General features: G+C 63.7%; 14 protein-coding genes. 6 read left to right on the top strand and 8 right to left on the bottom strand.

The window, feature by feature from the left end:
* The 3 genes from BB28_RS04985 (at position 1) to cynS (ending at position 1,202) form a co-directional block, all read left to right on the top strand.
* Entirely contained in the window at positions 1-495 is a 495-nt protein-coding gene (locus BB28_RS04985; protein ID WP_046252707.1) for a MarR family winged helix-turn-helix transcriptional regulator, read from the top strand.
* Between the two features lie 101 nt (positions 496-596).
* The gene (locus BB28_RS25615; RefSeq protein ID WP_044104185.1) at positions 597-725 is read left to right on the top strand and encodes a hypothetical protein; all 129 of its coding nucleotides are present in this window, start codon (positions 597-599) and stop codon (positions 723-725) included.
* Positions 726-761: 36 nt separating this feature from the next.
* Complete coding sequence (gene cynS / locus BB28_RS04980; protein ID WP_046252706.1) at positions 762-1,202, top strand: cyanase; 441 nt, start codon at positions 762-764, stop codon at positions 1,200-1,202.
* A gap of 4 nt (positions 1,203-1,206) precedes the next feature.
* Here cynS and BB28_RS04975 read toward each other — a convergent pair whose 3' ends face one another.
* Positions 1,207-2,196, bottom strand: coding sequence for an immunity 63 family protein (locus BB28_RS04975; RefSeq protein WP_046252705.1), 990 nt, complete (start codon positions 2,194-2,196; stop codon positions 1,207-1,209).
* Between the two features lie 119 nt (positions 2,197-2,315).
* On the opposite strand from BB28_RS04975, the gene BB28_RS04970 reads away from it, so the two are divergent.
* A complete protein-coding gene (locus BB28_RS04970; RefSeq protein WP_046255540.1) occupies positions 2,316-3,236 on the top strand; it encodes an MPT63 family protein in 921 nt (306 codons plus the stop codon).
* 63 nt (positions 3,237-3,299) lie between these two features.
* Here BB28_RS04970 and BB28_RS04965 read toward each other — a convergent pair whose 3' ends face one another.
* Positions 3,300-4,202, bottom strand: a complete 903-nt coding sequence (locus tag BB28_RS04965; RefSeq protein WP_046252704.1) for a hypothetical protein — start codon at positions 4,200-4,202, stop codon at positions 3,300-3,302.
* Between the two features lie 133 nt (positions 4,203-4,335).
* Positions 4,336-4,938, bottom strand: a complete 603-nt coding sequence (locus BB28_RS04960) for a TetR/AcrR family transcriptional regulator (RefSeq protein ID WP_030094473.1) — start codon at positions 4,936-4,938, stop codon at positions 4,336-4,338.
* 87 nt (positions 4,939-5,025) lie between these two features.
* Here BB28_RS04960 and BB28_RS04955 point away from each other — a divergent pair, with 87 nt between their 5' ends.
* Positions 5,026-6,126 (top strand): oxygenase MpaB family protein, encoded by a 1,101-nt coding sequence (locus BB28_RS04955; protein ID WP_046252703.1) that lies wholly within the window; start codon positions 5,026-5,028, stop codon positions 6,124-6,126.
* Positions 6,127-6,407: 281 nt separating this feature from the next.
* Here BB28_RS04955 and BB28_RS04950 read toward each other — a convergent pair whose 3' ends face one another.
* On the bottom strand, positions 6,408-8,633 hold the full coding sequence (locus BB28_RS04950) for a S9 family peptidase (protein WP_064393574.1): 2,226 nt from the start codon (positions 8,631-8,633) through the stop codon (positions 6,408-6,410).
* Between the two features lie 325 nt (positions 8,634-8,958).
* Positions 8,959-9,654, bottom strand: a complete 696-nt coding sequence (locus tag BB28_RS04945; RefSeq protein ID WP_064393422.1) for a CPBP family intramembrane glutamic endopeptidase — start codon at positions 9,652-9,654, stop codon at positions 8,959-8,961.
* On the opposite strand from BB28_RS04945, the gene BB28_RS25775 reads away from it, so the two are divergent.
* Entirely contained in the window at positions 9,655-10,011 is a 357-nt protein-coding gene (locus tag BB28_RS25775; protein WP_064393421.1) for a hypothetical protein, read from the top strand.
* A 782-nt stretch (positions 10,012-10,793) separates the two neighbouring features.
* Here BB28_RS25775 and BB28_RS04935 read toward each other — a convergent pair.
* From BB28_RS04935 to BB28_RS04925, 3 genes are all read right to left on the bottom strand, one after another.
* Positions 10,794-11,690: an SPFH domain-containing protein gene (locus BB28_RS04935; protein ID WP_064393420.1), complete on the bottom strand. Its 897-nt coding sequence runs from the start codon at positions 11,688-11,690 to the stop codon at positions 10,794-10,796.
* Positions 11,691-11,804: 114 nt separating this feature from the next.
* Positions 11,805-12,320 (bottom strand): LpqN/LpqT family lipoprotein, encoded by a 516-nt coding sequence (locus BB28_RS04930; RefSeq protein ID WP_064393419.1) that lies wholly within the window; start codon positions 12,318-12,320, stop codon positions 11,805-11,807.
* 803 nt (positions 12,321-13,123) lie between these two features.
* A complete protein-coding gene (locus BB28_RS04925) occupies positions 13,124-15,241 on the bottom strand; it encodes a hypothetical protein (protein ID WP_064393418.1) in 2,118 nt (705 codons plus the stop codon).
* Between the last annotated feature and the right edge of the window lie 31 nt (positions 15,242-15,272).

The following is a 15,272-nucleotide window of genomic DNA, read 5'->3' as shown; positions in this document are numbered from 1 at the left end:
ATGACCGCAGTCTCACCCGATGTCGACCCGCTGGCCCTGGAGCGGCAGGTGTGCTTTGCGCTGGCCGTCACCAATCGCGCGGTGCTGGCCGTCTACCGGCCACTACTCGCCCCCCTGGGGATCACACATCCGCAATATCTGGTGATGCTGGCGCTCTGGGACCACGCCAAGAGCAGCGCGGACGACGCCCCGGAAGCGTTGTCCGTCAAGCAGATAGCCGCACTGCTGCAAACGGATTCGGCGACCATCTCCCCCATGCTCAAGCGGCTCGAGACGCTAGGCCTGATCACTCGCCCACGCAGCGCCGCCGACGAGCGCACCACACATGTCACCCTGACCAAGCAGGGCGCCGCACTGCGCCGGAAGGCACTCAAGGTGCCGGCGGCGGTCGTGGAGCGCCTGGGCGTCGACCTCTCCGAACTGGAACACCTGCATGCGGTGCTGACCAGGATCAATGCGGCCGCGCTGGCCGCCGGAGCCCTGGATACCGACTAGCCGCAAAGTCGTTATGTGGCGTCCACCACACCTCCCTGTACACCGATCGGTGTACGTGCTGCAATGAGTGGTAGACCGATCGATATACCAAGGAGGTCATCATGTGGAACGACTCAATGGTGCTTATCGCCATCACGCTCGTCACCCTGGCCATGCTCTGGACCGCGAGCGGAGAGAACTCGATGAACTACTACGAGCGCGACACCCAGAAAGGCATGTGGCAGCGCTAGTTTGCGCGTGCGGCGGGTGTCTGTTTGTCTGAGGTCATGACCAAGGACGAAGCCGCCGAACTGATCACCGCTCGCCGCCTCGAGAAGAAGCTGACGTGGCAGCACATCGCGGAAGCGATTGACTCACCACTGATTTGGACCATTGCCGCGCTGCTTGGCCAGCATCCGGTGCCCGAAGCGAAGGCTGCGAAGGTGGCGGAACTTCTCGAACTGGGGCCGCAGGTCACCGCGGCGTTGCGGGCCCAGCCGTACCGCGGCACGCTGGACGGTGGTGCACCGTCTGACCCGACGATCTACCGGCTGTATGAGGCGCTGAGCGTCTACGGCCCGGCGATCAAGGAAGCCATCCACGAGGAGTTCGGCGACGGCATCATGAGCGCCATCAACTTCAAGGTCGACATCGCGCGCCGCTCCGATCCCGACGGCGATCGTGTGGTCCTGACCCTCGACGGGAAGTTCCTCGACTACCGGTGGTGACCGGTCAGAGCAGGTCGCGGATGTTACGACCCGTAATGGCGCCCCATTTGGTGTCAAGCGCATTCATCAGCAGCTGCCAGTACGGCGCCCACAGCGTGCGTTGCGCCATCGCCGGCGGCATCGTCTTGTAGGTGGCCGTTTGTTGCGTCCACCGCCATGCCAGCCCCCTGGCGACATCGTCGATGCACCAATAAATCAGTTCATTCGGGTTGTTCGTGGTCTTCCATACGAATCCCTTTTTCGGATCACGCGTGTGGTACCAGAACTGCGCTCCATCCAGCACATACTGCGGCGCGGTGTTGGACTGGCGCTCCCCCTTGGCCAGCTCCGTCGGCACGGGTACTTCGGAGATCGCGACTTCACCAGCGAGCCGGCTCAACACGGCAATACGGACATCGAGCTGCTCGCGGATCCACTCCGAACTTCCCGGGCTCCCGGGCTCGGGCGCACTTGCGGCCGGGACAGGCACGGGCGTCTGCTCGGAGACCGTCGGTAGATCAGCGGGGGTTGCCTGCTCGGCGGGAACACCACCCTCGACGTCGACGATCGCCCCTCCCGCCCAGTCGACCTTGGCAGGGTTGAGCACGCCGTCTTCTTCTAACGACAAATCCACGACGTAAGCGACGTCGACGAGGGCATCGCGGGCGCCGGGTGCGAGTGAAACTCCGGGGCGCCGGGGGCCGAGCAGCGCAACGTGCACCATGAAGAATTCGCCGTCATCGTCCCGGTCGCAATACTCACGTTCATACCGGGCGGCGTCGGCCGTTTCAAACCTGTGCTTGACCGGCGGTTCCAGCAGCACACTGCAGAATTGCACGGGATGATCGGCATCTCCGTCCAGCGTGCCGAGTTCTGTTGCGCTAATGGGCAGTTCGGCGGCCAAGCTCGGCACGGCATCATCCGCCACAGCACGGATGGTGAATATGCGTGCGTCGGGTGGCCAGTCGTCTGGCTCCGGCGCGGCCCCCTCGTGACCGGTGGAATCAACCGTCATGTTCTTAACCGTATGGCAATCGTGTACTTCGGGCGACGATGGAGCACCCAGACCTGTTAGTTTTACGACAGACCGTCCCCGCTGGGGGGAGCATTTCGGACGTCAAGGAGACCACCATCGTGAAGATCAATGTGCCCATCACTGCCGCCTTGGGGGCCGTCGCGGCGGCCGCCGGACTTGCCCTGATGCCGACCGCCGGCGCCGACACCACGCTCGGCCAGCAAGGTCGCCTGACCAACGGCGACGTCGTGCAGGCGTGGACCGTCAGCGACCTGAAGGTCAGCACCGACCAGCTGTCGTACCAGCCCAAGGGCACCCTGTGGGAGGCGACCGCCACCGACGAGGCCATCCAGGGCAGCGTCATCCCCATCGTCGCCAACTTCAACGCGAAGGCCAGCGACGGCGAGACCTATCGCGTGCTGTACGGCGTACCCAGCGAGCAGGGCGTGAACCCGGGAACCCTGTCGCAGGGCGAGAAGACCAGCGGCAAGATCTACTTCGACGTGACTGGCGCCGCTCCCGAGACGGTGACCTACACCTCCGGTGACGAGGATCTGCTCACCTGGAAGGCCGCGCCCGCCGCTGCCGCGCCGCGTTCGGGCGGCTCTTCGAGCCAGTCGCATGGCACCGCCCCCGCGCCCGCCACCAGCGCCGCGCCCACCACGTCCGCGGCACCTGCCGCTGTTCCCGCAGGCAGCCAGGGCACCCCGCTGCCCGCCGGTAGCCAGGGCACCCCGGTGGACGGACAGCAGCCCGCGGCGACCGCGACCCCGACGGTAGCTCCCGTGACCGCGACTCCCGGCCCGACTCCTGCCACCCCGGTCCCCGCCGAAGGCACGCCGCTGAACAGCACCGCGGTGCCCGCTACCCCGGCCCCCGCCTCGCCGGTACCCGCGACTCCGGTCCCCGGCGCCGAGGGTGCTCCGCAGACCGCGACCCCACCAGTGGCCGCGCTTCCCGCCGTTCCGGCCTCGGAGAGCACCCCGCACGGCCAGCGCGCAGCGGGCAGCCAGGGCACTCCGGTGTCCACCGAGGGCTAGTAGAAGCCTCAGGAACCGTTTCGGCATTGACCGCCGGCCGCCTCGTGCGGCCGGCGGTTTTTGTTATGAGTGCGAGGACCACCAAGCATACAGCTGGTCGAGGGTCGGACCGGTCACGCCCGAACGCGTCTCGCTGAGCAGCAACCGCTCCTCATCGGTCCAACCGACAACCGGGTGTCCCTGGTTGGTGCCACAGAAGACCGTGCCGCTCACCTGATCCGGCGTGGCGTTGCGACGCCACGGTCCCGGCGACTGAATCCGGCCGGGGCACACCACCACCGCGTTACGTTTCGTCAGACGGCTCAACCCTGCCGCGAGCGCGGACCTGTCCTTCACGAGGGAGTAGCTGGCCTCCAGCGGCCCATCCGGATCGTCACTACGCCCGCACTTTACTTGTGCCACCGCCTCATTCGCGGGTTCAACAACCTTGCAGGCCGACGTCGCGTATCCCGTCGGAAGCATGGAAAGCAAGCGAGCTTCGGCATCGGAGTCCCTGCTGGTCACCGTTGTCGATGGGGCCGCGCTCGGTTCCGCAGGCGGGGCGTCGTCGCCACCGCCTGCGAATGCGGCGACCACACCACCGACGACGACCACCACAGCGGCCAGCACCGCGCCGCCAATCACTAACGGCCGCTTGCTTCTTTGCGGCTTGTCCTCCCAGGACGAGAAATCAACCGGAGCCGTGGGCTTCGCGGGTCCCGGGGCGACGGGCGCCGCCGTGCTGAAGTGCTCGTGACTCGGCCACTGCGGGTACTGGCCGCTTGGTTCTACCGCGGGCGAGTGTGGTTGCACGAACGCCGGCTCATCGAGAAACGGCGGCTGGCTAAACTCCTGTTCCGGCGCGGCGAACGGACCGGGTTCAGACAACATCCCGGGAAACGCGTTGAGGACCGGTAGCGGCGCGGTATCCGCGGCATCAGACGAGTCGTCGGCTGGCGGTGAGCCCGCTCCGATGTCCGTATCCATCCGCTACCCCCAATGTCTAGTCGTTATGTCCCCGACCATGGTCAATGCACAAAGATTACTTGGCCCGGTCGCCCACCGGCCGAAAGCACACACAGTGGACGCCTGAGAACCGGGCCGACGTCGCACCGCCTGGCTACAGCAGCGCCTTGCTGGGCGCTGGCACCAAGGCCCGCGCGATCGGCAGGATGTACTCGCGGGCGTACTGTTCGGCGTCTTCCCTGGTGGCCAGCTCGCGGCGGGCGCTGGGCGCAAGGATTAACGAATGCGTCAGGCGCACAAATACTTCCGCAACACCGTAAGCGTCGTCGACAACATCGCCGGCGCTGCGGCTCACGTGACCCGCCAGGTATGTGGTCGCCATGTCCAGGGCTGGGCCTGCCCCATTGGTCAAGACCGGCAGCACCGACTCCGGATCGGTTTCCACCGCCCGCTGCATCAATGGGTGTGTGTGCACATGCCAATAGATTCCGGTAAATCCCGCCACGAGCTTGTCCTCGGGGCTCTTCAGCGCCGCGATTTCGCGGTCGATGGCGGAGAACATCGTCTGCGCCTCCCGCATGAGAACCGCGAGCACAAGCTCGGTCTTGTTGGACCAGCGGCGATAGACCGTCATATGCGATACGCCCGCACGCCGCGCGATCTCGTCGACCGTCGCCCGCCGAAGACCGAAGCTGAGCATGGTCTGCAGCGCGGCCTCGAGGATGCGCTCGCCGGTCGGATCCGGATCTGCAGACACAGCTCAGTCTCTCACGTAGAGGTACTTCCCAACTTCGTGTGGCAATGTTAGCTTCTAACTAAGTTACTAACACCGACGGAGGATGCAATGACGCATGTACTGCCGCGCGACACCACGCATGACGGCGAATCGAACCGCGATACCCACGAAGAGGGCTTGGCTTTCCTCCGCGCGACCGGCACACGCCCGCGCGTCATGGACGCATTTCGCAAGCACCTGGGCAGCCCCTTAACCGGCGTATTCGGCGGGGTGCTGTTCGACGAGGTAGCCCTGCTGCCGGTGGCGGCGTCTGTGGACCGCTCCGGACGGTTCCGCCAGAATTTCACCGACCGCGGCATTCGGAGTGCACTGAGCGCGATGTCCCTGCTCGCCGGCAATCAGCAGCAGCGAGCAGATACGGCGCAATGGCTCAAGGAGCGCCACCGCGATGTGCGAGGCACGGGAGTCGGCGAGTACGCGGGGATTCGTTACAGCGCATTGGATCCCGAGCTGTGGATATGGATCGCGGCCAGTGCCATGAACGCCACTTTGGAGGCCTTCCCTTACTGCACGGGTTACTCAATGAATCCCGCCGAAAAGGAGGCCGCATATCAATATCAGCGGTACCTGTTCAAGGATCTCGAACTACCCAGCACCAAGGGGAAATTCCCGGAAACATACGCCGCATTCGTCGAGTACTACGACGACATGGTGTCAAACAAACTGCAGTCCAACGGCTTTCTGCGCGAGCAGTTCGCCGGATTAATGCGGCTACCACTGCCCACACTGTTACTCCCCGCCGCGATGCGCCCGGCCCTGTTACCGCTCTGGCTCGCGATTCGCCCGATCGCGGGCCGGGTGATCCAGGTGTGCTCGGCCAAGGCGATGCACCCCGAGATACGCGAGATGATCGGGTTCCGGCTCAAGCCCCGCCACAACGTCGAGTTCGCCCTCTATACCCGGCTCCTGCAGCTGGTGTGGCGCGTGACACCGGAACGGCTGCTGATAGAACCCATGTTGTACAACACGATTCGTATAGACGATGCCCGCGCTCAGCTCGATGGATCGGGTACCGCGCAGCGCAAATACGAGAAGATCTCGCGAACCCTGACCCGCCGTAACGAGCGACTGGCAGACTTCTATCACGGCTATCGCCTGGATAGCTTTGCCGCCCCTGAACGCCCGACCGGTACCTGCCCGTTCGGATGAGAGCCCATGGGGACAGCCCGGTAGACGGTGCTTCGATGGAGCGCGAGACGTAGGTCGTGCCCTAGAACGCCCTGGACTGTTTGACTTGCCCGCCGTGATCTCGCCGAACGGTTTGCGCCCTACGTCAGGTCGGTCCGGACGCAGATCCCGACCTGACGTCCTCGCACCGGCGCACCACGTGGGAGAAGGTTCGCGAACAAGGTGATCGACCTGGCAATGGTGATTTGCACAACTCGGCGCAGCGGAATGCGCTGAAGCGGGGCGGTGAGATCGCGTGCCGGTCAGCCGAGCGAGGGCAGCAGCAGCGGCTGTAGTCGGTAACCGGGCGGCTCGGTGCCGTGTAGATGCCGCACAAAGTAGTCCCAGGTGCGACGTAGCGAGTAGTGCAGCCAACCGTACAGTGAGTGCTCGGCGCCAGGAATCATGATCAGGTCGAAGTCTTTGTCCGCCTTGATGAGTGCATCGGCCAGCCGCATCGTCATGTACGGGTGTGCGTTGTCGTCGAGTTCACCGTGGATGAGTAACAGCTTGCCTTTCAGGTTGGCGGCCAGCGTGGTGTTCGAGATCGCCGCTTGGCCTTCGGCGCTCAGATCGCCGTGGTAGTGCTCGGCCCACATCGCCAGGTTGAGGGCGTTGTCGTGATTGCCCGAGACCGCGACGGCCACCGAGTAGAAGTCCGGATAGCGCAGCACCGCACGCGCCGCGGCGAAAGCGCCCGCGGACTGTCCGGTGATCCCGACTCGGGCGGTGTCCAGCCACGGATACCGCTGTCCGAGTTCGCGGATTGCGGCGATATGGTCGTCTAGGGCGCCGGCGTTGCCGAGATCTCCATAGGAGTGGTCATGAAATGCCTTGCTGCGCCCCGCGCTTCCACGACCGTCGATGGCCACCACCGCGAACCCGAGCGCGGCGAAGGCCTCTGGTTCGCCATAGTGCGGCGGGTTGAACATCGGTGCGGCGCGGTAGAGCTGCGGACCTGGATAGATGTGTTCGATAATCGGGTACGTGCGGTCCGGGTCCAGATCGTGCGGTCGCCAGAGCAGACCGTAGATGGGGGTCTTTCCGTCCGCGGCGGTCGCGCGGAATCGCTCCGGGGGTTGCCAGCCCAAAATCTTGAGGTCTTCGGTGTCGGGTGTCTCCAACTCCACTACCACCTGACCGTCGCTGTCGAGTACCACTGAGCGTGGCGGCTGGCTCGGGCTTGAGGCCCGGTCCACCAGGTAGCCGCCCTGCGGCGGGCTCACCGCGTCATGATCTAGATCGTCATCTGTGAGTCGGGTGAACCCGTTGCCGTCCAGTCCGATTCGGCAGAGTTGCCGCAGGTACGGGTCGGCCTCGACCAGGCCGTTGGCCGTGAAGTACACCTGTCGAGCCTTCTCATCGACCCATAACAGGCTGCTCACCAGCCACGGCCCGGTGGTTATCTGGGTGACCCGGTCTCCGTCAGCCGAATAGAGGTACAAGTGGCCCCAGCCGTCGCGTTGCGACCACCATAGGATCTCGCCGGTGTCCAGCACGTGCACCATGTGCGGGTCGCCAAGCAGCACGGTCGGGTCGACCCGGGTCTGGCCCGTTTCGGTGATCAGCGTGCTGACCGCGCCGGTCGACGGGTCGAGGCGACGCAATGCCAGGGTGCGCGCATCGCGTGACTGGTGCAGGAAGTACACGTCGTCACCGCTCCACCAGGCGTAGACGAGTGCGACATTGTGCATGATCGGTATCGCTTCGGTCTGCTGCCGTACGATCGTGCGTTGCTCGACGTCGAGCACGTTCCAGGTCATCGTTGCCACGGTGTCCTCGCCGGGCATCGAGTAGCGGGTGCGGTGTTCCACGGGCCGGCCGCCGTCGGCAGGGCTGGATTCGACGAGCACTAGTTCGGGCACCTCACGTTGATCGATGCGCGCAACCAGGATTCGGGTGGAATCGGGCGACCAGTGCAGGATCATCGGCGCCGGAATACCCAGTGCACGGGTCAGTGCGCGTGCACCGGTGGTGTCTGGCAGGCCGCCGTAATCGAAGTAGGGTTCAGCGTCATCAGTGAGGGCCTGTTCGGTGCCATCAGCCCGGCTGCGGACCCAGATATTGCCCTCGCGGCGGAACGCATCCCACCGCTCATCGGGAGACGGGATCGCGCCCGGAATAGTTGCGGCGGTGTCAGATTCGGTGCAGGCGCCTTCCGCCCATTTCCAATTACGGTCGAACGCGCTGAACAGCACCGTGTCATCCGCGCGGACATCTACGGCCACAATCGGTAGATCGGCACCGGTCACCGCCTGCCCGGCCGCCGCCGACAGTGCGGCGGCCAGCGCGTCGTGGTCGAAGGCGACACGACGTGTCTTCACACCGGGATCGACCGCGACGTAGCGCGTTCCGACGCGGTACCAGAATCGGGCACCGTCGGCGAACCACTGCGGTGTCAGCACAGTGCCCGGCACCCGCCGAGCCCGGTGTGGGAAAAGCATCTGCTCGGCGCGCGCGTAATCAGAATCGCTCAACAATGTCGTCACGCCAGTCATACAACATCCGGCCGTAGCGGCATAGTCAAGAGCGACTTGACTGTGCCGCAGCGGCGCAGCGTCTGGTGGAGTAATGCCGTTGAGTGCCGTCGCCTACCTGGGTTCACACTTCCTGAGTTTCCTCGGCAACGGGATCCTGGCAGTGGCGCCGTCCCGGCCGGAGTCGGGCTTGCAGGTCCGGTGGCCGGGTGGGCTCGCTGGTCGTGGCCGGGCAGGCCTTAGTGGCTTTCTGGCTTTCGGTGCTAGTCCGAGCGGGTACGGTGTCGCGCCAGGCGACCGGTGCATAGCTAAAGCATCGTTGTGGCTGGCACCGTGGTCAGTATCCGAGCCCGTGATACAAGATGCCCGCACTGTTATAGGCGATGTGCACCATGACCGCAGGCCAGATCGAACCTGAGCGCCACAGCAGGACACCAGTGGCCAAACCGATCATGAGGGCCAAAGGCATCACGCTGTTGATCCCATGTGCCACAGCGAAAACTGCCGCACTGAAGGCCACGCTGATGCAGCTCCCCCAGCGGAACAGGAAAGTCGCAAGCACGCCACGAAACAAAGCTTCCTCACCGAGCGGCGTCAAGATGCCGCCCAGCCCCACTGCCACGATAAGAGGCACTGCTCCCGACCGTGCAGCATCACGGTAGGGCTGCTGCACCCCCTGCGTCCCCGGAAATAGCGGGTCAAAAATCGCCGAAACCGGCCAACTAAGCCCGAAGCACGCCAGGCCGATCATCACGCCGGCTAGCAGCCACAAGAGACTCGCATGCCGCAACCCGAACGGACGAACATCGCGAATCCGAACGAGGACTGCAACAGCAAACCCTCCCAGCGGCGCAAGCCCCGAAATCAGGAAGTTCACATGTCCGAGGGCAACAGGGAAATCTTCCGGCACGAAATATGCGGCGACACCGCCCACTAGATACAGAAGGACAGCGGTGGCCGCAGCTAACCCCAGTTCCAGCCAGCCGGGCCGCGCGGATCCGCTCGCCACGCCGAAGTTCTCTACAACACCCACGTGGAGAAGTATCAGCTATGCCCCCAGGGCACACTCAAGCCTCGTAGCGCGGCGACGGTGCCTCAACCACATCGCAGTCTTCCGTCGGTCACGATTGCCTTCCATCACCGAGATGCTCGGCGAGGAGACGCAGCTATCGCTGAGCTGTGGCCGCCGATCACCATCGCCACTATCGCCTGGAACAACCGCAAGCTGCTCGACGAACTCGTCGCCGAATCCGGTGACGAAGCCGCCGTGCAGTTCCAGGGCCACGACTTCTCCCACCGCGGCATGGCGGGCGGCGCAGCGGCAGCCGCGTCATGCGCCGGCCATCTGATCAGCTTCATGGGAACCGACAGACTGCCCGCGGTCCGATAGCGACACCGCCCGGCCCGCCGCCGGCCGACGTCCGAAGCACACCCGGCGACCCGCTAGAGTTTTAGACACCTATTCACATAGGTCCCCCGCCCTCGGGGACGTGTTGAAAATGCCGTTGTTGCTGATAGCTATAGGTCAAGTTCTTGCCGCCGGAACGCGTATTGGCCGATTTCGGAACGTGGCTCTGGCACCCTGTGAGTGCTACCGCCGGTGGGGGCCATAGGCGCTCCACCCGTTTATGTGAGGTTCGAGGTCGGCGTACCTGGCGGTTGTGATGCTAAGGAGCTGCAGTGGGCCGTTGATCGGGTCCGTGCGGTCGGCGTGCTGACGAATCCACGCAGTCCACTTTCTGGCTTCGTCCGCGTCAGAGGCATTGAGCTGCTGGGCGCGTTGGCGTACGTCCGCATAGCTGCGACCGCCTGTCGACGCCGCAGCTGCTCATCGAGCATCTCAGCATTGCGTTGATACGAGAGTTTCGTGAACGCCTCCTGTTTCACCTCTTCCCACCGGGTTTCGCGAATCTCCGCACGCGCCGAACCGACGAGCTACGCAAGCCAGCACAAACCGACACCCTGGATGTGAGCCTTCTCGTGCTGCTACTTAAGCGGACCGTGCATCTTCGGCGTCGAGTCTGTAGACGGCGCAGAACTGGCGGCACGCTCCTTGAGGGGCCCGGGCGTATGCGTTCACGTCAAGCACCCTGATCACCAAGAAGATCAACTCCAGCGGTCGCGCGTAAACGAAATCAGCACAAGGAGACTGATTCATCCACGCTTAGGTGGTCAGCCTTCGGGGACCGTGATCGGGTTGGGGATGCTCAGGGTCGGGACCACACCTTGTCCGATGGGGAAGCAGTTGAGGTTCTTGCCCGTTTCGGCCATCTTGTTCAGACAGTTAGCGATGGAGATTCGAAGGTCCGGTGGTGGCATCTTGGCAAGTTCCTCGGCGGCTTCACGCTTCTTCTTGTTGGTTTCCACTTCTTGGCCAGCCTTGGTGGTATTCGCGCGTTCCTCGTTGATCTGGTTTATGCGCTCTTCGGTCTTGTCGTCGTAGTCGATCGTCGGTACCGACACATCCAAGATTTCGACTTCTTTGCCGACCTTGGTGCGTAGCAGACCTAATGCCTGGGCGGCGATACTGGGCAGCGGCGACTCTTCCAAGTTCTTTTTGTCCAGCGGGTCGAACTTGGCGAACGCCTCGTTCAAGGCGACCTTGAGGTTGCGCTCAATCAGGTTCACGCGAACACCGTCGAAAGTCTTGTACTGCACGAATAGTTCGTCTGCCGAGTCCGGCTTGATCTGCCACCGAATCGAGGCGTCCGCCAATGCGGTGGAGTTGTTGCCCAGCCGAACCGGGATCCGGCGGTCGCTGCCCGCGACGGCCTGGTAGGTGTCGATCTGTACCGCACCATCCATTTCATGTACCTGCACCCATGGGAATTTGAAGTGCAGCCCGTTGTTGAAGGTCTGCCCGGTGGACCGGTTGAACGCCGTCGCGATACCGACCTGCCGGGTACCGACAATGGTTACCATCGACGACACCAGCACCACTACAGCAAGGAAAACCGCCGCCACGCCCGCACCAAGCAACACCGCGCGCCGGGCAGATACCCTGCGCCCCAGCATGATCAACACCACACCGATGAGGACCAGCACGACGGTAACAAAACTTGAGGTCATCGAATCTCCTTGCAATGGTGGTGCATTGCAGCCCTTGCGTGCATGCACCTGTTAGACCCGGCTGCGTCAGCCGCCCCAACCGGTAGGCCAAAGGCGGGCGAGCAGCGCAGGCTGTTAGCGGCTATTACCAGGCAGCCGGAACTGGAAGCCCTCCAGGATTGCTTGCTTACCTGCGGTGTAGGCGGGATTGCCGGGCTCGGCGGTTTGGATGGTCAGCACCGTGGCCCAGATCTTGGGCCCGGCCTCAACCCCAGCGATCAGGGCAGTCACCGGCCGGTTCTGCAGGGTGTAAGTGATCGTGCTACTCGGGTGCCCACACACCGTCCCCGCAGTGCGGGACTCAACGGCCATGCCACCTTGCTCCACACTGGCGATCTCTGCATCAATACCCTGCTGCGCTGAGGCGACCTTGCCAGTCAAATCTTCCAATGTCACCACCGCATTCGGTGTGAAATCGTTCGCCCGCAACCCCACATTGGCCACAGCCCCGCGAATCACCGGCGAATTCATCGCCGGCGAATACTGCCACCCCTGCGGTGTCGGCACTGCCAACATCGGCTCGTCCGGCGCCTTGGCATCCAACGTGACTCGAGGAATGTCACTGGTCGCGCACCCATCGGCGGTAGCCATAGACGGCGATGTCGATGACGACGTCACCGACGCGGCAGATGTGTTGGATGCGTCGCTTGGCGACTGCTGCGAAGAACACCCCGCTGCAACGGCGACGAATACACCCAATACGGCGACAGCAGTACGTTTGGGCTCCCTCACAGCTAGCATCCCTTTCTCAATCCTCATCTCTTATAGACCGTTCACGCTTCTCATATCTATTAACTCGCTTAACAGGCAACCGAAAGGGTCTAAGTATCTTCGCGAAAGTATTATCACCCAGAGGGGTGAGCCATAAGGCAAATATAAACCGGGCAATCATTACCCCCACGATACAGCCGAATGCGATAGCAAGATTGGGCGCGACAAAGATAAACAGCGAAGACGCTGCCAACTGAACATACCATCCGCTCTTGGAGGGCAGCTTTCTATTAAAATCATCACCAAACACAAGCGAGACGATGAGTACACAGTTCAGAACCAGGACCAGCGCATACAATCCGTTCATCACCCGGTGCCCATCATTCTTCGCCGCCCACCGATATAGTGACGTATCGACGGCGCCTGGCCAACTTGATGATGTTTAGAGCGATCACTAGACCGCCGCATAAAGTACCGATTCGTAGCGTCTGCGAGTCAGTTAGCCAATACAGTCCGCTAGCTGTGAGCGCCACGCAACATATTCCGCCCATCGCCAGTGTTAACAGCTGTACTGGCGACGAATATGGACGTACTTGCATCAGAGTGAGCAGGGTTACCGCTCCGATGAAACCGATGAATACTGCAGCTACCGTGAGCATGAGCTGATCCTCGTTCCCTGTCTGTCACAAACTACCGAAGAAGGATGCGACGGCACCGCCGGCCGTTGACAGTGCTGATCCGGCTGAGCGGGCAGCGCCGCCGAGTGCTTTTCCTACCTCCGAACCGATGCCGCTGCCGACGAACCCGCCGACCACGCCTCCTACGACGCCACCTACGGCCGTGCCCGGGCCCGGGAGGAATGATCCGATTGCCGCGCCGACCAAGGCGCCAGCTTCTGCCCCCGCCCATGCCCCAGCCAGAGATCCCGCAGTTGCGCCTACCGTTTCCGGTATAGGGGCACCGTTGGCTAGGTCAACCCCCATCTTGCCGACTTCCAGAACGCGGCCTACCGCTGTGAAGCGTTCGCCCGCCTTCACGAAGTTCTCGGCCTGGCTCTTGGTGATGGCGCCGATAGTCTTGCCTGTGTCACCCCAATGCGTGCCGGTGGGACTGTATGTGCCGCGGGCTTTTAGACCGTCAGCGACCTGCCCGAGGTGGAAATCAGCGGGGAACTGGTCGCCTGGTTGCGCAGCCTTCTGCGTGCCCTGTTCGGCAGCTTTCGCGGCCTGCTGCGTGCCTTGCTGGCCAGCCTGCTGCGTGCCTTGCTGGCCAGCTTGTTGTGAGCCGCGCCGGGTGGCCGCTGTTGCCAGATCAGTGGGGTCGATCGGGTTCTTTTTCGGCGTGTCAGGCTGCTTTTGAGGTGTCTGATCAGGCTGTTTCTGCGGCTGCTGTTGTGCCGGGTTCTGTTGGTTTGCCGGGTTTAGTGGCTGCTGCTGGCCCGGTTGAGATTGTCCGGGTTGGGGCTGCTGTGCTGGTTGCTGACCAACGGGGTTTTGCGGTGCTTGAGGCGCCTGCTGCACGGGTTGTTGGGCAGGTGCTTGCTGGACCGGCTGCGGAGCCTGAGGTGCCTGCTGGACCGGTGCTTGGGCGGGAGGTTGGGCGTCGGGTTGCCAGGGGCCGTAGTTGGGCAGTGGCTCGCCATGCGCGGCGTGTTGGCCGGACATTTGCGGGCCCATGTTTTGGGAGGCTTGCTGACCGCTGCCCTGAGCAGGGCTTTCGTTGTAGATCGAGATTCCCGAGTTTTGGTTCAGGGGCGCCTGGTTGATGCCGCCTTGGTAGTCGGGTTGTTGGGTGGGCATGTCGGGGGGTCTGAACTGGCTGCCGCCCCCAGGGGGACCGTCAAGACTGCCTCCGCCACCGCAATCTGGTGGGCAGGCAGCCCGCGCCAAGGGTGCGGCGCCGGGGCCGGTGTAATCGGCCGGGGATGCCAGTCCAAATCCCATGGCGGAGAACCAGATCAGTGCGATCACGGCGGCTCCGGCCTGCATCTGTCCCAGCGGGCTGGTGCCGCCGCCGCTGCTGCCGTGGGTGTGGGCCCAGGTCCACCATCCCGATAGTGCTTTCCACCACCATGTATTCGCGAAGAACGCGACGGCCAGGATCGCGGCAATGGCCGCCAAGGCGGCCATTGGGTCATCGCCGGAAAGCCACCCCGACACCCGCGGAACGACGTACCCGGCCAGGAACACCAGCGCCACCCCACCGGCGAGTAGCGTCAGGCCCAGGCCCGGGTGACTGGACCAAAACAGCGCCCACCGCTGCTCTGCGGTAGCACTGTTATCGCGGTGGCGTGTGCCCGAGTAGCCGAAGATCAAAGTGGCGAGGGTTTTGGCGCCGCCGAATAGCAGCGCGCCGAAAACGGCGATGAGTGCCACTTGCACCAGCTGCGAGGTCAACGTCCACCCGGTTGCGCTGTCGGTGCCGGTGAGGTGTGTCCACCAAGTGGCGGCGTGGCCGCGCATCACCCACCAAATACCGCTGGCGCCGATGACGATTCCGGCCGTGGCACGCACGGGGGCAGATATAGGCGCCAGCGGCGCCAAGGCTGCGTCCGTGACGGGTGCCAGGGCCCTGCGCAGCAGGGTGATGCCTTTACCCAGGGCGGTAAACGCCAAGCACAGCAGCACAACCCAGCCGACCGAACCCACCGCACCGCCACCGGGAGTCAGTACGTGCAGGCCCCACACCCCCGCAGTCACCAGGGCTGCTCCGGTGATTCCGGCGGCAAAACCCGTCAACGGCAGCGTCGGCTGCGGACTGGGCGCGGCGGGCAGGGTTTGCGTGGGCGCATCATCGTTCATCGACAGAATCCTTTTCCCCGAAATAGTGCTG

The organism is Mycobacteroides chelonae CCUG 47445, from assembly GCF_001632805.1.
GTDB lineage: Bacteria > Actinomycetota > Actinomycetes > Mycobacteriales > Mycobacteriaceae > Mycobacterium > Mycobacterium chelonae.
The sequence above is the reverse complement of the archived record's forward strand: the minus strand, read 5'-3'. Positions and strand labels throughout refer to the sequence as shown.